18 protein-coding genes are annotated in these 23,426 nt (G+C 69.1%); 16 read left to right on the top strand and 2 right to left on the bottom strand.

Annotated features, from left to right (window positions below; translation table 11 throughout):
* Nucleotides 1-39: 39 nt before the first annotated feature.
* Both RZR99_RS00290 and RZR99_RS00285 read right to left on the bottom strand, forming a co-directional pair.
* Complete coding sequence (locus RZR99_RS00290) at nt 40-774, bottom strand: response regulator transcription factor (RefSeq protein ID WP_323117730.1); 735 nt, start codon at nt 772-774, stop codon at nt 40-42.
* The gene (locus RZR99_RS00285; RefSeq protein WP_323117729.1) at nt 771-2,540 is read right to left on the bottom strand and encodes a sensor histidine kinase; all 1,770 of its coding nucleotides are present in this window, start codon (nt 2,538-2,540) and stop codon (nt 771-773) included. Before RZR99_RS00285 ends, RZR99_RS00290 begins: the two co-directional genes overlap by 4 nt.
* Before the next feature lie 261 nt (nt 2,541-2,801).
* On the opposite strand from RZR99_RS00285, the gene tssB reads away from it, so the two are divergent.
* The 16 genes from tssB to RZR99_RS00205 all read left to right on the top strand — a co-directional run.
* Entirely contained in the window at nt 2,802-3,296 is a 495-nt protein-coding gene (gene tssB / locus RZR99_RS00280; protein ID WP_323117728.1) for a type VI secretion system contractile sheath small subunit, read from the top strand.
* Nucleotides 3,293-4,819 (top strand): type VI secretion system contractile sheath large subunit, encoded by a 1,527-nt coding sequence (gene tssC / locus RZR99_RS00275; RefSeq protein WP_323117727.1) that lies wholly within the window; start codon nt 3,293-3,295, stop codon nt 4,817-4,819. Before tssB ends, tssC begins: the two co-directional genes overlap by 4 nt.
* Nucleotides 4,820-4,989: 170 nt before the next feature.
* Nucleotides 4,990-5,478: an Hcp family type VI secretion system effector gene (locus RZR99_RS00270; RefSeq protein ID WP_323117726.1), complete on the top strand. Its 489-nt coding sequence runs from the start codon at nt 4,990-4,992 to the stop codon at nt 5,476-5,478.
* Entirely contained in the window at nt 5,475-5,927 is a 453-nt protein-coding gene (tssE, locus tag RZR99_RS00265; RefSeq protein ID WP_323117725.1) for a type VI secretion system baseplate subunit TssE, read from the top strand. The genes RZR99_RS00270 and tssE overlap by 4 nt, the downstream gene beginning before the upstream one ends.
* Before the next feature lie 27 nt (nt 5,928-5,954).
* The gene (tssF, locus tag RZR99_RS00260; RefSeq protein ID WP_323117724.1) at nt 5,955-7,691 is read left to right on the top strand and encodes a type VI secretion system baseplate subunit TssF; all 1,737 of its coding nucleotides are present in this window, start codon (nt 5,955-5,957) and stop codon (nt 7,689-7,691) included.
* Entirely contained in the window at nt 7,679-8,695 is a 1,017-nt protein-coding gene (gene tssG / locus RZR99_RS00255) for a type VI secretion system baseplate subunit TssG (protein ID WP_323117723.1), read from the top strand. Before tssF ends, tssG begins: the two co-directional genes overlap by 13 nt.
* Nucleotides 8,682-11,324, top strand: a complete 2,643-nt coding sequence (tssH, locus tag RZR99_RS00250) for a type VI secretion system ATPase TssH (protein WP_323117722.1) — start codon at nt 8,682-8,684, stop codon at nt 11,322-11,324. Before tssG ends, tssH begins: the two co-directional genes overlap by 14 nt.
* Nucleotides 11,325-11,350: 26 nt before the next feature.
* On the top strand, nt 11,351-14,347 hold the full coding sequence (locus RZR99_RS00245; protein ID WP_323117721.1) for a type VI secretion system Vgr family protein: 2,997 nt from the start codon (nt 11,351-11,353) through the stop codon (nt 14,345-14,347).
* A 25-nt stretch (nt 14,348-14,372) separates the two neighbouring features.
* The gene (locus tag RZR99_RS00240) at nt 14,373-16,922 is read left to right on the top strand and encodes a pentapeptide repeat-containing protein (protein ID WP_323117720.1); all 2,550 of its coding nucleotides are present in this window, start codon (nt 14,373-14,375) and stop codon (nt 16,920-16,922) included.
* 17 nt (nt 16,923-16,939) lie between these two features.
* On the top strand, nt 16,940-18,004 hold the full coding sequence (locus tag RZR99_RS00235; protein ID WP_323117719.1) for a pentapeptide repeat-containing protein: 1,065 nt from the start codon (nt 16,940-16,942) through the stop codon (nt 18,002-18,004).
* Nucleotides 18,001-18,732, top strand: coding sequence for a DUF3540 domain-containing protein (locus tag RZR99_RS00230; RefSeq protein ID WP_323117718.1), 732 nt, complete (start codon nt 18,001-18,003; stop codon nt 18,730-18,732). Before RZR99_RS00235 ends, RZR99_RS00230 begins: the two co-directional genes overlap by 4 nt.
* A gap of 29 nt (nt 18,733-18,761) precedes the next feature.
* Nucleotides 18,762-19,154 (top strand): DUF4150 domain-containing protein, encoded by a 393-nt coding sequence (locus tag RZR99_RS00225; RefSeq protein ID WP_323117717.1) that lies wholly within the window; start codon nt 18,762-18,764, stop codon nt 19,152-19,154.
* Between the two features lie 8 nt (nt 19,155-19,162).
* Nucleotides 19,163-19,873 carry a type VI secretion system lipoprotein TssJ gene (gene tssJ / locus RZR99_RS00220; RefSeq protein WP_323117716.1) on the top strand — a complete coding sequence of 237 codons (711 nt, stop codon included), beginning with the start codon at nt 19,163-19,165 and terminating at the stop codon, nt 19,871-19,873.
* A 23-nt stretch (nt 19,874-19,896) separates the two neighbouring features.
* Complete coding sequence (gene tssK / locus RZR99_RS00215) at nt 19,897-21,291, top strand: type VI secretion system baseplate subunit TssK (RefSeq protein ID WP_323118011.1); 1,395 nt, start codon at nt 19,897-19,899, stop codon at nt 21,289-21,291.
* On the top strand, nt 21,288-21,950 hold the full coding sequence (locus RZR99_RS00210; protein ID WP_323117715.1) for a DotU family type IV/VI secretion system protein: 663 nt from the start codon (nt 21,288-21,290) through the stop codon (nt 21,948-21,950). Before tssK ends, RZR99_RS00210 begins: the two co-directional genes overlap by 4 nt.
* The coding region (locus RZR99_RS00205; protein WP_407655379.1) for a type VI secretion protein IcmF/TssM N-terminal domain-containing protein at nt 21,947-23,426 on the top strand (1,480 nt) is incomplete at its 3' end. The genes RZR99_RS00210 and RZR99_RS00205, both read left to right, overlap by 4 nt.

The following is a 23,426-nucleotide window of genomic DNA, read 5'->3' as shown; positions in this document are numbered from 1 at the left end:
GCCGCCCCGACGGCGTTCGAATGCATCGATGCCGAACGGTCATTCCCATAGCGTTTCCACGTCCTTCGCCGCGAAGTAATAGCCGACGCCCCGTTCGGTGCGAATCAGTTCGGGTTGCTTCGGATTCTTCTCGATCTTTCGGCGCAACCGCCAGATCTGCACGTCGATCGCCCGATCGAACACGTCGTCGAAAGCCCGGGTGAATTCGAGCAACTGGGCGCGCGTGACGATGCGGGAGGGCGAGCCGAGAAAGAACGCGAGCAGATTGAACTCGCTGACCGTCAGCGGTGTTTCCACCGCATCGCGCGTCGTCAGCCGGCGCGTGTTCATGTTCAAGGTCCAGCCGTCGAAACAGTACGCGCGCGGGTGCTTGCCGCGCCGCACGGGCGCGGTCGACGGTCCGACCCGGCGCCACAGCGCGCGCATCCGCGCGAGCACCTCGCGCAGCGAATACGGCTTCACGACGTAGTCGTCCGCGCCGAACTCGAGGCCCATGATGTGATCGGCCTCCTCGTTGCGGCCCGTCAGGCAAATGAGCGGAAAACGGTGCGAATCGCGCCAGCCCAGGAGCACGTCGACGCCGTCGCCGTCCGGCAGGCCGAGATCGAGCAGCACCATGTCGTAGTCGCGTCGACGGACCGATTCGATCGCCCCGGCCGCGGTTCCCACGCCATCCACCGCCATGCCGTAATCGGTCAGGTACTGGCAGAGCACACGCCGCATCGGCTCGTCATCCTCGACGACGAGCACCGCCGGCAATTTTGTCGTATTCATCCTTCCCTCTCCTGTGTTGCGCCGGGCGCGACCACGGCTGCATCGCCGGACACGCCCGCTTCGTATGTCACCGGCAACGTGAACCTGAAACGGCTCCCCATCCCGCGCCGCGTCGCGATCGCGATCTGTCCGCGATGCGCGAGCGCCGCCCCCGCGACGATCGCGAGGCCGAGCCCCGTGCCCGCCGCGCCGGTCCGGTTCGTATAGAACGGCTCGAAAATGCGGTCGAGCGGCTCGGCGTCGATGCCGTCGCCGTCGTCGCACACTTCGATCCACACGCCGCCGGCGATCGACGCCTCGCCGATGACGACATCGAACACATCGAAGCCATCGGCGGCGGGCTCGCCTACGCCGGTGCGCACGACCACCGTCGTGCGCGCCGCGCGCATCGCATTGCCGACGAGATTAAGAATCGCACGCCCGATCTGGCTGCGATCCGCGACGACGGCACGCGTGGCGCGCCCGCTCCGGACGACGTCGATCTCCCGGCCGGCCCTGAACCGGCCGCCGCGCAACACGTCGTCGACCACGTCGTCGACATCCGTCGGCGTCAGCACGGGTTCGCCGCGACGTGCGGCGAGCAGAATCTGCGTCGTCAGGTCGCGCCCCTGCTTGACCGCGCGGTGAACCTCGTCGAGGGAGGCATCCGCGCGCTTGCCCGCCGCGAGCTGCTCCTTCGCGTACTCGGCGTAGCACTCGATCGTCGTCAACACGTTGTTGAAATCGTGCACGATGCCGCCCGCGAAAAAACCGAGCGATTCGAAACGCCGCGATCGTTCGATCTGGCGCGCGAGCCGGCGTCGCTCGCCGGTCGCGACCGCGATGCACATCGACAGAATCGCGACGCCGATCAAATCGACCTGGAGCGCCCAGACACCGTGACCGTCATGATGGAACGCATAGGGCCCGCGGCCGCCGAGCGTCATCGCGATCAGGCCGATCGCGGCGACCGCGTTGCATTGAGAGACCAGCATCAGGCCGCCTTCGAGCGCGACCCAGCACAGCGACAGCGCCAGCAGGGCGCGCGCGACTTCCGCCTGATCACGCCAGATCGACGCGAAACACAGCGCACCCCAGACCGCGATCGCGGGCAGCCAGTTTCGATGCCGCGACCAAGCTATCCGGCATGCACGCGCATTCCACGTAAGCAGCGCCGGCAACAGCGTGAGCAACGCAAGCGCATTCGCCGCATAGGCACGCGACCATTCGTTCAGCCACTCGCGGTCGTTCATCCACACGGACAGGATCGCCGCAGCGAGCGTCGCATGCATCGCGGCCATGCCCACCGGCAACAGCAGGACGAACATCGCGAAGCCGCGCATGGTATCGACGCCCCCGCCGGGCGTGACGTAGCGGCGCGCCAGCCACGCGCCCGTCGCGGCCTCGATCACGTTGAGCGCCGCGAACAGCGCATCGACGTGCCACGGAACCCAGGCGAGCGAGCCCGCGATCAACAGCGTGACGAACAGCGACAACACGCCGAGCGACCGCGTCAATGGCCGCTCGCAATGCATAAGCATCGCGATGCCCAGCACCGGCGCGGGCCATACGACAGCGGACAGGATGTGATTGAGCGACGTGCAGCCGCCGGGCCGCGACAGCAGATGATTCGCGTAGAACAAAAGCAGCAGCAGCACGACGGCATTCAGCGTACCGCCTTGCAAAAGCGTGCGCCCGGCGCGCGGCGAAACGAGAGGAAGCGTTGGCGTGGCGCGCGCGGACGGGATCTGTCCCGGCTCACCGGCATCGATGGAATTTCCGTGCATAAGTCGTCACAAGTGGGCGAATACTAAACCGCCTTCATATCGAACATCAATCGATCTTAACCACGCACCGCGCCGTTCGTTTCATCCGAAATCGAGCTGGCACGCAGCGACCAAAAATTGGAACCCGGCGGCTAACGCCGGTTCCCGCTTTCCTTCGATACTTGCCGCGCCGACGGCCGTTTTGAGCGTTTCGTGCAAACGATCCGCAGGCGCGCGGCCAAAACCGTCGCCCACGAGCGACAACGAAGAAGAGGACCCAACATGCCAACGAACGGATCCACCGCCCCGAAGGAGCGCGTCAACATCGTCTATCGACCCGCCACCGGCGACGCGAAGGCCGAAGTGGAGCTGCCGCTCAAGGTGCTCGTGCTCGGCGAATTCTCCACGGCGAGCGACAAGCCGCCGCTCGAGGAAACCGCGCCCGTCAACATCGACAAGAGCGATTTCAACGACGTGATGAAAGCGCAGGATCTCCGGCTCACGCTGGGCGTGCCGAATCTGATCGACGACCAGGCGAGCGACGAAGATCGCCTGCCCGTCACGCTCGATTTCGCGTCGGTTCAGGATTTCTCTCCCGACGCCATCGTCGACAAGGTGCCCGAATTGAAGCAACTGGTCGCGCTGCGCGACGCGCTGAAGGCGTTGAAGGGACCGCTCGGCAACATTCCGGGCTTTCGCAAGCGCATCCAGGAAATCGTGACCGACAAGGCGGCCCGCCAGCAATTGCTCGCGGAGCTCGACCTCGACGAACAATGAACCGCGACACGGAACCCATGACCATGGAAAGCGAACACTCGCAAGCCCAACCGGCCGCCGATGCGCCGGATTCGGCGCCGGCCGGCGCGCCCGCGTCGCTGCTCGACGAACTGATCGAGACCGCCCGCGTGAAGCGCGACGAGGATGCCTATCCGATCACGCGCCACGGCATCCAGGCGTTCGTCTCGCATCTGACCACGCCCAAGCGCGCGATCGAGACGATCAATCCGTCGATGATCGACGACCTGATCGCCGAGATCGATCGCAAGCTGTGCCGTCAAGTGGACGCGATCCTGCACCACCCGGATTTTCAGCAGCTCGAATCGACGTGGCGCTCGCTGAAATTCCTCGTCGACCGCACGGATTTCCGCGAGAACATCAAGATCCAGTTTCTCGACGTGGGCAAGACGGCGCTCCTCGACGATTTCGAGGACTCGCCGGACATCACGAAGTCCGGTCTGTATCAGAAGGTCTACACCGCCGAGTACGGCCAGTTCGGCGGCCAGCCGATCGGCGCGATCGTGGCGAACTACACGTTCGGCCCCGGCGCTCAGGACGTCAAATTGCTGCAGTACGTCGCCAGCACGTCGGCGATGGCGCATACGCCGTTCGTCGCGGCAGCCGGGCCCGCGTTCTTCGGCATCGATTCGTTCGCCGTGCTGCCGAACGTCAAGGATCTGTCGTCGCTGTTCGAAGGGCCGCAGTTCGCCAAATGGAACGCGTTTCGCGAAAGCGAGGACGCGCGCTACGTCGGCCTGACACTGCCGCGCTTCCTGCTGCGGTTGCCGTACGGCCCCAACACGACGCCCGTCAAGCGCTTCCATTACGAGGAGCGCGTCGACGGCGGCGACGCCGATTTCCTGTGGGGCAACGCGGCCTTCGCGTTCGCGACGCGGCTCACCGCGAGCTTCGCCGACTATCGCTGGTGCGCGAACGTGATCGGCCCGAAAGGCGGCGGCACGGTCGACGACCTGCCCCTCTACGCGTACGAGGCGATGGGCGAGATCCAGAACAAGATCCCGACCGACGTGCTGATTTCCGAGCGCCGCGAGTACGAACTGGCGGAACAAGGCTTCATCGCGCTGACGATGCGCAAGCACAGCGACAACGCCGCATTCTTCTCCGCCAATTCGGCGCAGAAGCCGAAGTTCTTCGGCATCAGCAAGGAAGGCAAGGATGCCGAGCTGAACTATCGGCTCGGCACCCAGCTTCCGTACATCTTCGTCATCAACCGGCTCGCCCACTACATCAAGGTGATCCAGCGCGAGAACATCGGCACCTGGAAGGAGCGCGGCGACCTCGAGCAGGAACTCAACCAGTGGATTCGCCAGTACGTCGCCGACATGGACAACCCGACCGAGGGCGTGCGAAGCCGCCGGCCGTTGCGCCAGGCGGAGATCTTCGTCTCGGATGTCGAAGGCGAGCCCGGCTGGTACCGCGTCGACATGAAGGTGCGGCCGCATTTCAAGTACATGGGCGCCTCGTTCACGCTGTCGCTCGTCGGAAAGCTCGAAAAGCGCTGACGGCGCGCGCGGCCGGATGTTTCATTCGTGACATGCCCGCGCCGCGCTGAAACGGAAATTAAATCCGTCCCGTCAATAATTTCATCACGTCGGCGGCCCGCGCCGGACCCCGACGTTCGTCAATCCGGCGGATCCCATCCATCGCGCCGTCACATCAGGAGGAAGTCGCCATGCCGATGCCGTGCTATCTCACGCTCGAAGGGCATAACCAGGGCAACATCGAAGGCTCGGTCAGCATCGAAGGTCACAAGGGCAAGATTCTCGTCCAGGCCGTCGAGCACACGATCGAGATCCCCAAGAGTCCGCAGACGGGCCTGCCCACCGGCAAGCGCATTCACGGACCGATGACGCTGACGAAGGAAATCGACAAATCGTCGCCGAAGCTGTCCCAGGCGCTCGCGGCGGGCGAGCAGATGAAATCGGTCGTGCTCGAGTTCTATCGCATCCTGAAGGAAGGCAAGGAAGAGCATTACTACACCGTCAAGCTCGAGAACGCGATCCTGACGAGCATCCGCTCATGGACGCCCAACTGCCTCGAAATCGACAACAAGCAACTCGGCCACATGGAAGACGTGTCGTTCACCTACGAGAAGATCACCTGGACCTACGTACCGGACGGCATCGAAGCCGAAGACTCCTGGCTCGCGCCGAAGGCATGACGACGCACCGCGCCGGCCGCCCGCGGGCGGCCGGCCGGCGTCTGCTGGAGCGCATCTCGGACTGGGAGGCGGGCGCCGAGCACAGCCAGGCCCCGCGCGCCGACGTGCTGGCGCACTCGATCGTCGATCACCTGCGCCGCATCCTGAATACCCGTCAAGGTCACGTGCCGATCGATCCCGCCTTCGGCCTGCCCGATTTCACGAATCTCGCCGGCGGGTTCGCGCGAGGGTTCACCCGTGAGATCGAACAGCAGATCGAACGCGTGATCGCCTGCTACGAACCTCGGCTCCTATCGGCCCGAGTGGTGCTCGCCGAGCGGCCGAACGACGCCACGACGCTGCAATTCAGCCTCGACGCGCGCCTCGTACTCGACGAGCGCGAAATATCCGCCCGCTTCCTGACGACCGTCAACGGTAACGGAAAGATCGACATCCGCACCATTATCTGAGCGCGCGACGCGCGCCGCCCACTCATCATGGCCACCATCACACTGAATCGCTACTACGAGGACGAGCTGTGCCGCCTGCGCGAGCGCGCGGCCGACTTCGGCCGCGCGCATCCGCTGCTCGCGCCGATGCTCGGCGCGCCGTCGGGCGATCCGGACGTCGAGCGGCTGCTCGAGGGCGTCGCCTTTCTCACCGGGCTCGCGCGCCAGAAACTCGACGACGGATTTCCGGAGCTGGTTCAGGAGCTGGCGACGCTGCTGTTTCCGCACTATCTGCGGCCGGTGCCGGCCGCCACGCTGATCGCGTTCGAGCCGCGCGGCGCGCTGCGCGAGCACGCGGTTATCGCCGCCGGCACCGAAATCGAGTCGACGCCCGTCGACGGCGCGCGCTGCCGCTTTCGCACCTGCGGCGACCTCGACGTCGAGCCGATCGCGCTGGCCGACTGCCGTTTCGTCGCCCCCGCCGACGGCGGGCCCGCGTTGCGTCTGGACTTCGAGATGCTCGGCGTCGACGCGAGCGAATGGCGCGCGGCTCGCATCCGCCTGTTCGTCGCGGGCGAACGGTTGCACGCGAGCAAGCTGTTCGCGCTGTTGGCCCGGCACGTCGCGTCGGTCGAACTGGCGGCCGGCCCCCCCGATCGTCCCGGCGCGCGTCACGAGCTCGGCCGTGACGCTTTGCGGCCGGCGGGTTTCGACGCCGACCTGCTGCCCTATCCCAACCACGCGTTTCCGGGTTTTCGACTCCTTCAGGAATACTTCGCGTTCGCGGAGAAATTCCTGTTCGTCGAATTGACCGGGCTCGAACGCTGGCGCGCCGAACGCTCGGGCGCGCAGTTCAGCGTCTGGCTGACGCTCGATTCCGTGCCCGAATGGCTCCCCGGCATCGAGCGCGACAGCCTCCGGCTCAACGTCGTCCCCGCGCTGAATCTGTTTCCGCACGAAGCGGTGCCGATCCAGCACGAACATCGCACCGCCGACTATCGGCTTCAGCCCGAAGGCGACGCCCGCGATCAGTATCGGATCTTCTCCGTCGATCGCGTCGTCGGCTGTCGGCCCGGCCACGCCGTCGAGCGGCATTACGCGCCGTTCGGCGCCGGCGACGCGGACGCCGCGCACTACCGGCTGGTGCGCCGCCCGGCGATCGACGGCCCGGGGCACGACGTTCATCTCGCGCTCGCCTATCCGCCGGGCGAGGCGCTCGCGACGGAAACGCTGTCGATCGCCCTGTCCTGCACGAACGGCGAACTGCCCGCGCGCCTGAAAATCGGCGACGTTCGCCACGCGACCGACAGCTCGCCCGAACGCTTCGCGTTCAGCAATATCGCGGCCGTGACGCCGCCGCTCGATCCCCCGCTCGGCGAGCCGCTCCTGTGGCGCACGCTCAGCCATCTCGCGCTGAACTTCCTGTCGCTCGGCGACGTCGACAACCTGAAACGCATGCTCGCGATCTACGCGTTCGACGAGCGCCGCGACGACGCGCGCGCGCAAGCGGACCGCCGCCGCATCGACGGCATCGAATCCGTCGACGTTCGCGCGGAAACCCGCGTGGTCGGCGAACGCATGGCGAGCGGTCAGCACGTGACGCTGCGCTGCCGCGCCGGCGCGTTCGGCGGTCCGGGCGAACTGTATCTGTTCGGCTGCGTGCTCGAACGCTTTCTGGCGGACTACGCGGCGATCAACACGTACACGCGCGTCGAGATCGACGCGTCGCCCGACGGCGAACGCTTCGTCTGGCCGGCCAGGATGGGGTCGCAATGCCTGCTCTAGAACCTGTTCTGCTCGGCGAGGCGAAGCATTTCGCGTACTTCCAGGCGATTCGTCTGTTGCGTCGCATCGTCGACGAGCGACGCGGCGACGCCGGCCGCGCCGCGCCGATGCCGATCCACACGCGGCCGAATCTCGCCTTGTCGTTTCCGGACACGGACATCGAGCGCATCGACAAGGCGGGAGACGGCGGCTATCGGGTCGTCGCGAATTTCTTCGGCCTGTACGGCGTGTCGTCACCGCTGCCGACGTTCTATACCGAGGATTTGATCGACGAAGCGTTCAAGGGTCGTCATGCGGCGCGGCGATTCCTCGACGTGCTGCATCGAAGCCTCTACCCGCTGCTGTTCGATTCTTGGCTCAAGTACCGGCTGTCGCTGCGGATCGTCGAGACGCGCGACGACGGCGCGCTGCGGATGCTGTATGCGTTCGCGGGCGTCGACGCGCGCGGCGCGCGCGAGGCGGGATGGCACGAGCATGCGTTGCTGCGCTACGCGGGCCTGCTGAGTCAACGGCCGCGCTCCGCGCTCGGATTGCGCACGCTGCTCGCCGATGCGTTCTCGCCCGCGCGGGTCGAGATCGAATCGTGCGTGCCGCAGTGGCTGCCGATCCCCGGCGATCAGCGCACGCGCGTCGGCGCGCATGCGCATCGACTCGGCGTCGACGCGCGCATCGGCATCCGGATGCACGACTGCGGCGCGCGCGTGCGCATCGTGCTCTCGGACGTGCCGAATGCGCTGTTTCGCGCATTGATGCCCGGCGGCGACGCGTTTCGGCGATTGCGCTTCCTGACGCGTATCTACCTCACGCAACCGCTGATCGTCGACGTCGTCGTGCGCCCCCGCGCGCGCGAGGTCCAGCCCGCGCGATGCGGCGGCGACGCGTGGTCGCGCATCGGCCTCGACACCTGGCTGGGCGGTCCCGCCGACGCATGCGTCGCGTCGTCCGAATTCCGCCTTCCGTTCTCCCTCTTTGATCGCACGCCTTCCCATCATGCTGCTGGTTGACCTGAAACCGCTGATCGAGCACCTCAATCCTCATTGCCGGAACGCGCTGGAAAGCGCCGTCGGCGCCTGCGTCGCGCGACGGCACGACGACGTCACCGTCGAGCACTTGCTCGCGCGCTTGTGCGACGATCCGTCGAACGACGTGGCGCTGCTGCTGCGCTCGGGCGGCGTCGACGTCGCGCACCTGCGCAGGCAAGCCGACGCGGCGCTCGACGCGCTGCCGACCGGCGACGGCGGCCGGCCCGCGTTCGCGCCGTCGCTGCTCGGACTGTTGCAGGACGCCTGGCTGATCGCGTCGCTCGATCTCGGCGAGACGCGGGTCCGTTCGGCCGCCGTGCTCGCCGCCGCGGCGGCCCGCGCCGCGCGGCAGCCGTCGGCCGGACGCGACGACGTGTTGCGCGCGCTGCGCAAGGACGCGCTGCTCGAGCACTACGCGCACGCGTGCGCGCAATCGATCGAAACCGTCCGGCCGGGCGGGCCGGACGCATCGCGCGGCGGACGCGGCGAACCCGGCGCGATCGCCCGCTATTGCGAGGACTTCACGGAAAAGGCCCGCGCCGGCCGGATCGATCCGGTGTTCGGCCGCGACGAGGAAATCCGCCAAATCATCGACATCCTCGCGCGGCGGCGCAAGAACAATCCGGTATGCGTCGGCGAGCCGGGCGTCGGCAAGACGGCCATCGTCGAGGGACTCGCGCTGCGGATCGTCGAAGGCGACGTGCCGGAATCGCTGCGGGACGCGACGCTGCTCGGCCTCGACCTCGGTCTGCTGCAGGCCGGCGCGAGCGTGAAGGGCGAATTCGAGCAGCGGCTCAAGCGCGTGATCGCCGAGGTCGGCGCATCGGACACGCCGATCGTGCTGTTCATCGACGAGGCGCACACGCTGATCGGCGCGGGCGCGCAAGCCGGCTCCTCCGATGCCGCGAATCTGCTCAAGCCCGCGCTCGCGCGCGGCGAGCTGCGCACGATCGCCGCCACCACCTGGCGCGAATACAAGCAGTACTTCGAGAAGGACGCGGCGCTCGCCCGCCGCTTCCAGCCGGTGAAACTCGACAGCCCCGACGTCGCGACGTCCGTGCTGATCCTGCGCGGCCTGAAGGACCGCTATCAGGAAGCCCACGGCGTGACGATCCGCGACGACGCGCTGATCGCGGCCGCGGAGCTGTCTGATCGCTACATCATCGGCCGGCAACTGCCGGACAAGGCGATCGATCTGCTCGACACAGCCTGCGCCCGCGTCAAGGTCCGCCAGCAGACACGCCCCGCCGCCCTCGAGGACGCGGAGCGCGCGATCCAGGCGCTCGAACGCGAACGCGCCGCCTTGCGGCTCGATCTCGCGGATCGGCGCGCCCCCGACACGCCGCGCGTCGCCGCGATCGGGCACGAGCTCGCCGCACTGTCCCGACGCGTCGACACGTTGCGGGACGCATGGGCCGCGCAGCGCGACGCAGCGCGCGCGCTCGCCTGCGCGCGGCACGACTGCCGGACGCTGGCCCCGCGCGACGCCGCCGCGCCGGCGGACGCGCGCGAACGCGCCGACCGCGCGCTGGCCGACGCCACCCGCCGCTTCGAGGCGGCGCAGCGCGACGACGCGCTCATCCGGATCGACGTCGATCCGGGCGCGGTCGCCGACGTCGTGTCCGACTGGACCGGCATCGCGGCGGGCAAGCTGCGCCGCGACCGCGCGACCGGACTGTTGCGGCTCGCCGACACGCTCAAGCAGCGCATTCACGGCCAGGATCACGCGATCGAACAGATCGCCGACGCGATTCGAACCGGCGCGGCCGGTGTCCACGATCCGCGCCGCCCGCTCGGCGTGTTCCTGCTCGCGGGTCCGTCGGGCGTCGGCAAGACCGAGACCGCGCTCGCGGTCGCCGACGCCCTGTTCGACGACGAGCGCTCCATCGTGACCGTCAACATGAGCGAATTCCAGGAGCGGCACGACACCAGCCGGCTGATCGGCTCGCCGCCCGGCTATGTCGGCTACGGCGAGGGCGGCATGCTGACCGAGGCGGTGCGTCAGCGTCCGTATTCGGTCGTGTTGCTCGACGAAGCCGAGAAGGCGCATCCCGACGTGCTGAACCTCTTCTATCAGGTGTTCGACAAGGGATCGCTGTCCGACGGCGAGGGCAAGGAAGTCGATTTCGCCAACACCGTGATCTTCGTGACCTCGAATCTCGGCGCGGCCGCGATCGCCGATCTCGACGCGGCCGCCCCCCGGCCCGACGCCGCGACGATGCTCACGGCGATCCGCCCCGCGCTGTCGCGTCACTTCAAGCCCGCGCTGCTCGCGCGGATGACGGCGATCCCTTACGCGACGCTCGCGCCCGACACGCTCACCGGCATCGCCCGCATGAAGCTCGAACGCATCGTGAAGCGCGTCGCCGCGCAGCACGCGACGACGATCATTCACGACGACGCCGTCGTCGCACACGTCGCGGGGGGGTGCACCGAACCCGAATCCGGCGCCCGCGACGTGGATCTCGTCCTGCAACGTCACGTCCTTCCGGCGATCGCGCAACAGATCCTGATCGGCGCGGAGAACGGCTCGCCCGCTGCCGCGCTGCGCCTCTCGGTCGCGGCCGACGGCCGCTTCGTCGTGTCGCCCGACGCGTCCACCGACGGCTGACGCCGCCTCGCCCTCCAGGAGATTGCATGTCCACGTCCCTCCAACACGATCCGGACGCCGCGCGCGCCGCCGCGTGGGCGCCGGCCCGCCGGCGTTTCGAGTTCGTCAGCGACGCGTATCACGACGCGACCTTCGCGGTGGTCGACCTGACGGGGCGCGAGGCGCTCTCGCAACCGTACCGTTTCGAGCTGACGCTCGTCAGCGCCGAATCGCGCATCGACCTCGCCCGGATGCTCAGCCGCACGGCGACGCTGACGATTCGTCCGCCGTACGGCGACGCGCTCGCGGCGCCTTATTCCGGCGTGCTCGCCGAATTCGAGCAGTTGAACGACTTCCGGGGCTACACCGTCTATCGCGCGGTGCTGGTGCCGCATCTTTGGCGCCTGTCGCTGTACCGCGTGTCCGACGTCTACCTGAACGAACAAACGATCCCGGACATCGTGAGGAAAGTCTTGCGCGACGCGTCGTTCGGCAGTCGCGATTACCGGCTCCGCCACGGCCGCGCGTACCGCAAGCGCAGCTTCGTCTGCCAGTACGACGAGACGCATCTCGACTTCCTGTCGCGCTGGATGGAGAAGGAAGGCCTCTACTACTACTTCGAGCAGGACGGCCGGCGCGACACGCTCGTCATCGTCGACGATCGCCGCCATCAACCCGGGCCGTCCGACGACCTCGCGCTCCGCTATCTGCCGTCGACGGACTTCGACACCGGCGTCGAACCCGATCGCGTCCAGGCGTTCTCCTGCCGGATGCAGCCGCTGCCGCGCGAGGTGGTGTTGCGCGATTTCAACTATCGGAAAGCCGATCTGTCGCTCGAGATCCGCGAACCGGTGGCGCGCGACGGCGTCGGCGAGCGGGTGTCCGGCGACGAACACTTTCACACGAAGGATGAAGGCCGCCGCTACGCGAAGCTGCGGGCGGAAGCGCTGCTGTGCGAGGGCCGCCGCTTCATCGGCGACGCGACGGCGACCGGCCTGCGGGCCGGCGGCTTCATCGCGCTCGCGGGACACTATCGCGCGGATTTCGACGGCCGCTATCAGGTGATCTCGATCTCGCACCGGGGATCGCAGGCCAGCCTGCTGTTTCCCGATCTCGATGCGCCGCTCGGCCCGGTGCCGGCGGATCAGGTCTATCGCGTCGCATTCGAGGCGATTCCCGCCGACGTCCAGTTCCGAGCGCCGCGCATCACGCCCAAGCCGCGCGCGGCCGGCGTCGTCAGTGCGACGGTCGACGGCGAGGGCGGCGGCAAGCTCGCCGAGCTGGACGAGTATGGCCAATACAAGGTGCGGTTTCCGTTCGCGCGCACCGCGCACCCGGCGAACAAGGGTTCCGCGCGCATCCGGATGGCGACGCCGTTCGCGGGCCGGGATCGCGGCATGCATCTGCCGCTGCTCAAGAAGACCGAGGTGAAGATCGCGTTCGACGACGGCGACCCCGACCGCCCGGTCATCGTCGGCGCGGTGCCGAACTCGTCGCACGAAAGCGTCGTGACGCGCAAGAATCCGACCGCGCACCGCATTCTGACCGAACACAACCAGCTTTACATGAAGGACGGCAGCGGCGCGGCGACTTGGCTGCACGCGCCGAACAACCATATCGGCCTCGGCGCGGTCGGCCCGGCCGACGGCCTCGCGCTGCTCACGTCGGGCAACAAGTTCGACTTTTCGCTCGGCAATGCGTACCGGTTTTCCGGCGGGCTCAAGTGCACGGTATCGATGGGCGGCGACACCGACGTCTATGTCGGCGTGCGCAACAGCCTCGACGTCAGCGCGAATTTCCTGACGACGCTGCAGGGCAACCTGCGCTGGATGCTGCCGGGCAGCCGCACCTACGAGATCAACGACAGCGCCTCCAATCTGCTGCAGACGCTGCACCGGCAATCCGCGACGCGCGCGATCCGGCTCTCGGCGGGCCAGGACGCCTCCGCGCTGCTGCAGAAGCAACTCGACAAGCTGAAAAGCACCGTACGCAAGTTCATGATCGTGTCGGGCCTCGCGAACGCCGCCTCCGCGGCGACGGCGGCGGGACTCATCAAGGGCGGCGCGGTCGCCGATCTGCCGTGGGCGGGATTCGGCGTATCCGCCGGACAGTTCGTCGGCGCGACCGCCGTCAGCACCACCCTGATGACGACGTCCCGCGTGCTGCTGACGAACATCGCGAAAATGCAGGCGGCGCTGCCGCTCGTCGCCGATCTGTCGCTCGGCAAGCACGGTATCGGTCTCGCGGCCAAGGACCTGACGCACGCGACCCGGATGTCGCTGACGGTCGACGGCGTGACGTGGTCGACGCACGGCAAGGGCCCCGGCGCGGCCGACGTCGCCATGAGCGTCGGCAAGGGCCGCTGGAGCGTCGAGGCGGCGAAGCACGCCCATCTGCACGCCGCCGACGCCGTGCTGTGCGCGGTGCCCGCCGATCCGGCGACCAAGCTGGATCTCAAGGACCTGATCGGCCTGCGCAAGGATCTCGACGCCTGCATCAAGGACATCGCCGATCTCGAGGCCGACATCTCCGAGAACGAAGTGCTGTCGACCAATCAGAACGCGTTCGGCGTGAGCGCCCTCGTGCCGACCCCGCCGTCGCCGGGCGAAGCGGTCGCGGCGGTCGCCATCAAGGTCAAGGAAGCCAAGCTCGTCGAACTGAACGCGAAGAAGAAGCTGCTCGCGCTGAAGAGCGACAACCTGCAGCAGAAACTCGCGAAGCAGACGAAAAATCTGAGCGCCGTGCGCATCGGCGCGTCCGACGCGGAGCTGGGCTTCAAAGGCAACCGGCTCGTCGCGACCGCCGACGGTCTCACGCTGTCGCATGCGCAGGACAAGACGAAGCTCGATCTTCGCGAGACCAAGGTCGGCATCGAGGCGGGCAAATCGAGCGTCGAACTCGACGAGGGCAAGTTCGCCGCCGCGTGCGGATCGGCGTCGCTCAAGCTCGGCAGCGACGGCGCGGTCGACGTGCGCGCGACGAATCTCAAGTTGAACGGTAGCGCGTCGCTGAAGCTGGACGGCCAACTGATCCAGCTCGGCTGATGCGTCCGCGCTTTCCTCTCCCATCATGAAAATCATCAAACCCGACACGCTCGCGCTACTGCCGCGCACCTTCCGCTTCGACGGTGTCGACCGGCTGTCGATCGGCGCGCTCGCCTGCTTTCCGCTACGCGACACGCCTGTCGGCCCCGCCGATCTCGCGACCGAAGCGGACCTCTGGCGCATCGCGCGGCAAGCGCTGGGCGACGACGCGCCGCTCGACGAAGGTTTTCCGAAACCCTCGGGCGAGTTCCTCGTGTACGGCCAAGCCCACGCACCCGCGCGCGCAACGCGCACGCCGGTGGCGGTGCGCGCCCGGATCGGCGCGGCCTGCAAGGCGCGCTTGATCGACACGCCGACGCACGCGGCGCTCGCCGAGTTCCACGCGCGGCCGCCGTCCGACCCCGAGCGCACCCGGCATCTCGGCGCGTTCGACGCACGCTGGCAAGCCGAGCACTGGCCTCATCTGCCCGCCGGCACGCGCGCGGACTACTTCCATACCGCGCCCCGCGATCAGCGCATCGCCGCGTTCTGGCGCGAGGGCGAAATCATCGAACTCGTCAACCTGCACGCCGAGCAATCCATCATGACGGGGGCGCTGCCGCGCATTCGCGCCCGCTGCTTCGTCGAACGCTCGGTCGATGGAGCGCCGCGGGTCGATGTCTGCCCGCTGCGCGCGGAAACGGTGTGGCTGCTCCCCGGCGAGGGTTGCGGGATCGTGCTGTATCGCGGGACCGTCCTGATCGACGACGAGGACGGCGACGACGTCGTGCGTCTGATCGCTGCCTGGGAGCACGCCGACGCGCCGCCGTTGCCCGACGACGCCTACTTGAATCGCCCGACGACGGAGCACCCCGATCCGCGCGTCGAATCCGTTCACGCCGCCGCGCCGGCCTCGGCGGCCCTGTTCGCCGCCGAGACCGAGGCCGGCGTCGAGGCGGGGGACGATCACGGGATCGATCCGCAAGCCCCCGCGCCCGATCTATCCTCGCTGGTACAGGCCGCCGCCGCGCTCGACGCCCAAACCGACGCGCTGCTCGCCGAGCGCGGCCTGACCGACGCGGATATCGAGCGACTGCTGCCCGCTCGCGACGCGCCGGCCAACTTGAATCTGGACGAATTGGCCGCGCTGGCCGCCGAACTCGACGCCCAGGCGGAACAGTGGCACGCCCAGTACGGCGCATTCCCCGGGGCAGCCGATCCCCATGCCGCCGCATCGCCGCTTGCCTCCGATGCGTCGGACCCTGCGTTCGGCGCGTTGCTTCGGCAGGCCGACGCGGAGGCCCGCGCGCTCGTCGCACAGCACGCCGCGCCGCGCGCCGCGTGGCGGACGATGGCGCAAGACCGGCCCGAGTTTGCCGCGCTCGCCGCCTCGTTCGATGCACTCGACCCGAACGAGGCGCCGCTCGACGTCGAGGCGTTGACGGCAAGCCTCGCGGCGCTCGCCGAACCCGCGCCGGCCGACACGACGGAATCGCCCGACCCGCGACCGCGCGTCGACCCGGCCGCCGCCGGCGGCGCACCGCCGCCTCCGGCCGCGCCGCCCTCCGACGACGCATCCACCGCTCGACCGCCGACGCGCGAATGGGTGATCGAGCGCCACGCGCGCGGACTCGGGTTCGCCGGGCTGGATCTCAGCGGCCTGGATCTATCGTCGGCCTGCCTGGAGCACGCGGATTTCCGCGACGCGCGCCTCGACCGGACCCGCTTCACGGGCAGCCGGCTCGCGGGCGCGTCGTTCGAACGCGCAATATTGCCGCACGCCGATTTCGCGAGCGCGGACCTTCGCGCCGCATCGTTCGTCGACGCGTCCGCGCCGCGCGCATCGTGCCGCGCGGCCGTGCTGGATTGCGCCACGCTCGACCGCGCCGACTTCAGCGGCGGCGACTTCACGCAAGCGTCGCTGACGGACGGCCGCTGCACGCACACGCAGTTCGACGGCAGCACGATGACCGGGCTGGCCGCCGCGCGGCTCGAAGGCACTTCCGCGCGCTTCGCGGATTGCGTGCTCGACGCGGCCGATTTCACGTCGGCCCATTTGCCGAAAGCCAGCTTCCAGGCCGCGAAGCTGGCGGGGACGACCTTCGCGTCCGCGCAGTGCGACGGCGTCGAATGGTTCGGCGCGCACGCACCGAACGCGCGATTCCGCTCGGCGTCGCTGCGCCATTCGCGCGCCGATGCATCGACCTGCTTCGCCCAGGCGGACCTGAGCCTCGCGACGCTCGACGACGCGAATTGGGACGGCGTCGACCTTTATCACGCGAACCTGCACAAGGCGACGCTCGATCGCGCGAGCCTGGTCCGCGCGGCCGCCAGCGGCGTGCAGCTGACGTTGACGAGCGCGCGGCATGCCGATCTGTCCAAATCGGATCTGAATCACGCGGACCTGCGTTTCTCGAATCTGTTCGGCGCGTCGCTGCGCCGCGCGCGGCTGGCCGGCGCGCAACTCCAATCCAGCAACCTGTACGGCGTGGATTGCTACGGCACGGCCCTCGAAACATCGCAGCTCGACGGCGCCGACATCGCGCGCACCGTGCTCGTCGTCGAGGGGCGCCCGGAACTCACGCCCTCCCGTTGACCTCACCGATCATGCCGATGCCCGACCTTCTTCACGCGGCGCTCGCCGCCCTCGCCGACACCCGGACGCTGTCCGGCGTCGATCTCTCACAGGCGGACCTGTCGTGCCGCGATCTGTCCGACTGCACGTTCGAGCGCGTGACCCTGCGCGGCGCGGATCTGTCGGCCGCGCGGCTCGACGGGACGCGCTGGCTGGATTGCGATCTGACGAACGCGCGCGTCGACGGCGCGACGCTCGACGCGTCGAGCTGGCACGACGTCGCGCTGCGCGCCGCGAGCCTGCGGGCGACGACCGGCAACGCCTTCACGATGACCGGCGTCGATCTCGCCGACGCGACGCTGACCGGCGCGCTCTGGGCGCGCTCGACGTTCGACGGATGCGACTTCACCGACGCGCGATGCGCGAACGCGAAGCTGTCGCGCAGCGAAGCCGTCGATTGCCGCTTCGCGCGCACCGATTTCACCGGCGCCGAACTGGAACGGTTCGCCGCGATGGACGCCGACCTGTCCACCGCGTGTTTCGAGCGCGCTCGACTGACCAACGCGCTCTTCACCGGCGCGAATCTGAGCGGGCAACGCCTCGAACGTTGCGACCTGACGATGACCCATTTCTGTCGCGCCGATCTGTCCGGCAGCGAATTCGGCGGCGCGGCGCTGATGCAGACCCTGTTCTTCGACGCCAATCTCGAGCGCGCGACGCTGATCGGCGCGCAGGGCCGGCATACGCGCTTCGCGGGCGCCTCGCTGGTCGGCGCGACCCTGACCTGCGCGACGTTCGACCAGGCCGATTTCACGCGCGTGCAGTTGGGCGCGGCGCGGGCGAGCCGACTGGACGCACGCCTGTCGCTGTTCTCGCACGCCGATTGCGAGCGCGCGACATTCGCGGACGGATGCTTCGTCTACTGCGATTTTTCTCACGCGAACCTGTCGCGCGCCGATTGCTCCGGCGCGGACTTCTCGCATGCGAACCTGCACAACGTCGATGACCGCGCCACCCGCTGGGAAGGCGCGCGCAAGCGCGGCGCACGCCCGACCGACCCCGGGCTCGCGCGGGCGGAGCAATGGACCGCGCATCAATCATGACGCCCCGCCACTCGCCCCCGCCGAGGCATGCCTCGCCTCCACCCGACTCGGCGAGCGCGCCGCCGCGAGCCGCCGATCCGTCGCTGCACACGGCGCGCGTCGCCGGCCGCGTCGGCGAATGGCTGCTGTTCGACGATCCGATGGTCCGCGCGCGCCGCGCCGCCGGTTGCTTGCTCGCGCCCGACGTCGGCGATTTCGTGCTGATCTGGCGCTCCCCGGTCACGCCATCGATGTCCGGCGACGCAGGCTTCGACGACGCCGGCTCGGCGCACGCCTATGTGCTGACCGTGCTCGCGCGCGGCGGTGCGCCGCTCGCGACGCTGGCGCTGCCCGGCGGCGTCGCGCTCGAAGCGGGCGTCGACGGACTGCGCATCGACGCATCGCGCATCGCGCTCGCGGCCCGCGACCGGATCGACGCCGATGCGCCGCGCATCGATCTGAGCGCCGGGCGCGCCCGGGTGTCCGCCGCGCGGCTCGACATCCGGGCCGAGTCGGTCGACGGCCGCGCGCGCGACGCCCGTCTCGTCGCGCAACGCTTCACCGGCGTGTTCGATCGGGCATGGCATCTGCTCGGCCATTGCTTTCGCCGCGTGCGAGGCGTCGACGACACCCGCGCCGGACGCATCCGCTGGCAAGTCGACGAACGCGCGCATCTGCATGCCCGCGACGTGACGCTGCTCGCGGACCGCCAAGTCGGCATCGACGGCGCGCGCATCGATCTCGGCTGATTTCCCATTTTCTATTGCGGAGTTCCATCATGTTCATTGTCACCGCGGCCTCCGGGCTGTGCATGTGTCCCGTCGACGTCTGCGAGACGCCGACCCCCGCCGGTCCGGTTCCGATCCCCTACCCGAACACCGGCATGCCGCCGATGGGCGCGTCGATCACGATGAAGGTGCTCGTCTGCGGCGCGCCTGCGCTCACGAAGAAATCCACGATCCCGATGACGAACGGCGACCAGCCCGGCAGCGTCGGCGGCGTGATGTCCAGGAAGATCATGGGCAAGGTCGAATTCACGGCGGGAAGCACGAAGGTCAAGTTCGAAGGCAGTCCGGTCGTGAGGCTCACGACGCCGACGAAGCAGAACGACGGCAATGCCGCCGGCGTCGTGCTGCAGCCCAGCCAACAAAAAGTCATGGCGATGAGCTGAGGGCCGCCATGATCGCATTCACGACCTTCACGCCGGCGGCCTCGCGCCGTTCCGCGGCAGGCGCCCGCGCCGTCGCCGCGCTGACCCTGCTCATCGTGTCGATCGCGCTGACCGCCTGCGCCGCGGGCGTCACCGAGGAACAGGCGCGCGCCGACACGCACTGGGACTACGCGCCCGATGCGCTGCGTTTCGACGTCGACGCGTCGCCGAGTCTGAACACCTACCTCGGCGCGCCGCACACGCTGCTGCTCACGATCTTCCAGGGCGCGGACGCGCAAACGTTCCGCACCCTCGCCGACGATCCGGACCGGCTGCGCGTCGCGCTGGCGGCCGGCGTGGCGGCGACCGGCTTCATCCAGACGACGCGCTACGTCGTCAAACCGGGCGCGCGCATCGCGCTGTCGATCGACCGCGCGCAGCAGACGCGCTACGTCGGCATCGTCGCCGGTTACTACGACTTCGACGGTCCGCGCGCGACGCGGCTCTATGAAGTGCCGTTGGCCGTCGACAAGCACGGCTGGTTCACGTCCGTCTATCACGCCGCGCCGAGCGTGCTGGAACTGAAGCTGCGACTGGGCGCGCAAAGCATCACCGACGCGCGCGCGACGCGCCTGACCCTGCCCCCGCCGGGGGCGCGCGAATGGGCGACGCTCGACAACGGCGCGAAGGTCTTGACCTTGCCGCCACGCGACGCCGGCGACGCGCCGCCCAAACGGTAACCCCGGCATCCGACATGAACGACATGGAAAACGTCTATTGGCATCAGGGCATGCTCCTGCAGCCGCAACACTTTCAACAGGCCGACCTGCATCAGCAGCACCGCGCCGAGCCTTGGCTCGCGGCCGGCCTGCCGCACTTCTGGGGCGTCGGGGCGCTCGCGCTCGCCGAGCCGGCGATCGACAACCGCGTGGTCGAGATCCGTTCCGCGCGCTTGCTGTTCGCCGACCGCAGTCACGTCGTCTATCCCGGCAACGCCGTCGTCGCCGCCCGTCCGTTCGACCCCGCGTGGCTCGACGGCGACCGCCCGCTGCTCGTCCACGTCGCGCTGAAACGGCTCGCGCGCGACGCGAACAACGTGACGATCGCGTCCGCGGCGGACGCGTTGCCGCACGCGCCGACCCGCTATGCGACGCTGCCCGTCGGCGACGACGTCGGCGATCTCTATTCGGATCATCCGCCCGCGCCGCTTCGCACGCTCACGCACGTGCTGAAGATCATCTTCGAGCCGGAACGCGATGCGTTCGCGGACCATGAAACGATCCCGATCGCCCGCATCGTGCGCGATGGGGACCGCCTGTGCCTCGACGACGACTTCGTGCCGCCTTGCTACGCGATGTCCGGCTCGCCGAAATTGCTCGCCCGGCTCGTCTGCATCCGCGACGAACTCGCGGGCCGCGCCCGACGGCTTCAGCAATACAAGAGCCCACGGGAGATGCGGCACGCCGATTTCGACGCGAGCTACCTGGCGTTCCTGCTCGCGCTGCGCTCATTGAACCGCTTCGGTCCGATGCTGTTCCAGCTCGCCGAATGCGATCGGCTGCATCCGTGGACGGTCTACGGCGCGCTTCGGCAAATCGTCGGCGAGTTGAGCACGTTCTCGGAGCGCTTCGACATGCTCGGCGAAACGCAGGACGCGCAGGGTGGCCTGCCCGGCTACGATCATCGCGATCTCGGCGCGTGCTTCTCGCGCGCGCACGCGCTGATCGACCATCTGCTCGACGAAATCGCGGTCGGCCCCGAGTTCGCCGCGACGTTCGAGCCGGACGGCGCGCAGGCGCCCGACCAGCGATCGGTGCAACTCCCGCCGGATCTGTTCGGCGCGCGCCATCTCTGCTATCTGGTGATCCGCGCCGACGGCGACCCCGACGCGCTCGCCCGACGTTTCCTGCACGGCGGCCGCGTCGCGGCGACGGACGAGATGCCGCAACTGGCCGCGCTCGCGCTGCCGGGGGTCGCGCTGACCCGCCTGCCGGAGGCGCCGCGCGGCTTGCCGCGCCGCGGCCGCGCGCAGTACTTCCGGATCGAGCAGACCGGCCGGCAGTGGGACGCGATCCGCCGCGACGGCCGTCTGTCGCTGCGCTGGCTCGATGCGCCGGACGATCTGCACGCGGAGTTCGCCGCGGTGAGGCAAGCATGACGAGGCTCTCCGATTCGCTGATGCCGCTCTTCGCCTATGCGCGGCAGCTCACGCAGCACCCGCGCGGCGAGGCCGCCGAAGCGGCGATGTGGCTCGACGCGCAGATCGAAAGCGCGCGCGCCCACGCGGCGCGCGCCGGGATCGACGACACCGACGTCGACGACGCGCTGTTCGCCGCCTGCGCGTGGATCGACGAAGCCGTGCTGAACAGCCGTTGGGCGCAAGCCGCCCACTGGACGCCGCACTTGTTGCAGCAGCGCTATTTCGACACGTCGCATGCGGGCGTCGGGTTCTTCGAGCGCCTCGAAGCGCTCGACGCCACCCGCGCGCCGGTGTTGGAAATCTACCTGCTCTGCCTGCGGCTCGGCTTTCGCGGCCGCTACGGCTACGACCCCGACGGCCAGCCGCTGGACGCGATTCTGCGGCGCACGCTGGACAAGCTCGGCGTCGACGCATCCGCCGACGGCGAGCCGCCGTTTCCGGCCGCCTATGCGGGCGGCGAATCGCCCGACGCGGCGCGCCGCGCCCGCACGCGCCGCCGCCTCGCGCGCGCCGGCCTGGACTTCGGGCTGCCGCTCGCGATCCTGTTGTCGATCGGTCTGCTCTATCACGTCGTCATCCTGCACATGGTCGACTCGACTCTCTCGAAACTGCGATGAAAACCATCGGTATGCTGCTCTTCAGAGTCGTCGCGCTGCTCGCGCTCGCACTCTTCAGTTGGGCCGTCGCGCTTTATTTCGACTGGCCGCAATGGTTCGCCGTCGCCCTGTTCTGCGCGGGGCTCGGCGGCTGGTTCCTGTGCCGCTACGCGCGGCGCGCGCTGCGCGCCGCCCGTGCGCGCGGGCAGTTGGCGCGGCTCGACGCGTCCGAACGGCTGACCGGCGGCGACGCGCCGGAAGCCCGGCTGGCCGCGCGCTGGCGCGCCGCGGTCGCGGCCCTCGCGCGCGCCGCGCCGTCGTCGCGGCTGGGCGGCCGGCCGCTGGACGCGTTGCCGTGGTACCTCGTGCTCGGCCGCTCCGGCGCGGGCAAGACGACCGCGCTGGCCCGCGCGCGCCTCGCGTCGCCGCTGCGGCGCGCGGATCACGCCGCGCACGTCGAACCGACCGAGGACTGCGACTGGTGGTGCTTCGACGACGCGATCGTGCTCGATCTCGCCGGCCGTTTCGCCGATCCCGGCGCGCCCGACGCCGACCAACGCGCGTGGAGCGCGGTGCTGGACCAACTCGGCCGCACGCGTTCGCGCGGCGGGATCAACGGCGTCGTCGTCGCGCTCGACGCGGCGCGCCTGCTCGACGCGGACCGCGACGCGCTGACGAGCGACGGCTGCGCGATCCGCGAACGACTCGAACATCTGATCCGCTTGTTCGAGCAACGCTTCCCGGTCTACCTGCTCGTCACGCAGTGCGATCGCCTCTACGGCTTCGAGGAATGGGCCGCGCAACTCGCGCCGGCGGATCGAGAGCGCGCGTTCGGCTATCTCGGCGATCACGACGCGACCGTATTCGTCGCGCACGCGTTCGACAGCGTCGCGGACCGTCTGGGCGCGCTGCGGACGACGCTATGGGCGCGCGGCGGGCCGCCGTCGCCGGGCGCGCTGCTGCTGCCGCACGAACTCGCCCGCCTGCGGCCGCCGCTCGACACGTTCGCGCGCGCGGCATTCGGCCCGAACGTCTATCAGGAAACGCCGTACCTGCGCGGTCTGCTGTTCGCGAGCGGCCGCCAGACAGGCGGCGCGCGCTCGTCGACGTTGCCCGAACAGCTCGACGCCGCGCCGCTCCACCGCCCCGAGGACGCCGGCCTGTTCCTGCACGACGTTTTCGCCCGCCTGCTGCCGCGGGATCGCGATGCGTCGCGCCCCGTCGAGCAGCCGAGCCGGCGTCGCCGAACCACGCGACGCATCGGCCTCGCGGCGTGGCTGCTCGCCTGCGTCGGAATCGGGTCGTGGATGACCGCGTGGTTCGTCGTCGACGTGCGGACCATCGAACTGCTCCGTCAAGCCTATCCGGCACATCCCCGATACACCGGCGATCCCGCGCGCGATGCCGCGACGCTCGATCGCATCGCCCGCGCGCTCGCCGCGATCGACCGGCCCGACGGCCCCCGGTTTCCGCGCCGGCTCGCCGGCGCGACGCCCG

The sequence above is a fragment of the Burkholderia alba genome (assembly GCF_034721475.1).
GTDB lineage: Bacteria > Pseudomonadota > Gammaproteobacteria > Burkholderiales > Burkholderiaceae > Burkholderia > Burkholderia alba.
This window is presented reverse-complemented; position numbering and strand designations above follow the sequence as displayed.

Excerpts from the sequence above, each read along its gene's own strand:
- RZR99_RS00290 (WP_323117730.1), bottom strand. The coding sequence starts at position 774 with ATGAATACGACAAAATTGCCGGCGGTGCTCGTCGTCGAGGATGACGAG.
- RZR99_RS00285 (WP_323117729.1), bottom strand. The coding sequence starts at position 2,540 with ATGCACGGAAATTCCATCGATGCCGGTGAGCCGGGACAGATCCCGTCC.
- tssB (WP_323117728.1), top strand. The coding sequence starts at position 2,802 with ATGCCAACGAACGGATCCACCGCCCCGAAGGAGCGCGTCAACATCGTC.
- tssC (WP_323117727.1), top strand. The coding sequence starts at position 3,293 with ATGAACCGCGACACGGAACCCATGACCATGGAAAGCGAACACTCGCAA.
- RZR99_RS00270 (WP_323117726.1), top strand. The coding sequence starts at position 4,990 with ATGCCGATGCCGTGCTATCTCACGCTCGAAGGGCATAACCAGGGCAAC.
- tssE (WP_323117725.1), top strand. The coding sequence starts at position 5,475 with ATGACGACGCACCGCGCCGGCCGCCCGCGGGCGGCCGGCCGGCGTCTG.
- tssF (WP_323117724.1), top strand. The coding sequence starts at position 5,955 with ATGGCCACCATCACACTGAATCGCTACTACGAGGACGAGCTGTGCCGC.
- tssG (WP_323117723.1), top strand. The coding sequence starts at position 7,679 with ATGCCTGCTCTAGAACCTGTTCTGCTCGGCGAGGCGAAGCATTTCGCG.
- tssH (WP_323117722.1), top strand. The coding sequence starts at position 8,682 with ATGCTGCTGGTTGACCTGAAACCGCTGATCGAGCACCTCAATCCTCAT.
- RZR99_RS00245 (WP_323117721.1), top strand. The coding sequence starts at position 11,351 with ATGTCCACGTCCCTCCAACACGATCCGGACGCCGCGCGCGCCGCCGCG.
- RZR99_RS00240 (WP_323117720.1), top strand. The coding sequence starts at position 14,373 with ATGAAAATCATCAAACCCGACACGCTCGCGCTACTGCCGCGCACCTTC.
- RZR99_RS00235 (WP_323117719.1), top strand. The coding sequence starts at position 16,940 with ATGCCCGACCTTCTTCACGCGGCGCTCGCCGCCCTCGCCGACACCCGG.
- RZR99_RS00230 (WP_323117718.1), top strand. The coding sequence starts at position 18,001 with ATGACGCCCCGCCACTCGCCCCCGCCGAGGCATGCCTCGCCTCCACCC.
- RZR99_RS00225 (WP_323117717.1), top strand. The coding sequence starts at position 18,762 with ATGTTCATTGTCACCGCGGCCTCCGGGCTGTGCATGTGTCCCGTCGAC.
- tssJ (WP_323117716.1), top strand. The coding sequence starts at position 19,163 with ATGATCGCATTCACGACCTTCACGCCGGCGGCCTCGCGCCGTTCCGCG.
- tssK (WP_323118011.1), top strand. The coding sequence starts at position 19,897 with ATGGAAAACGTCTATTGGCATCAGGGCATGCTCCTGCAGCCGCAACAC.
- RZR99_RS00210 (WP_323117715.1), top strand. The coding sequence starts at position 21,288 with ATGACGAGGCTCTCCGATTCGCTGATGCCGCTCTTCGCCTATGCGCGG.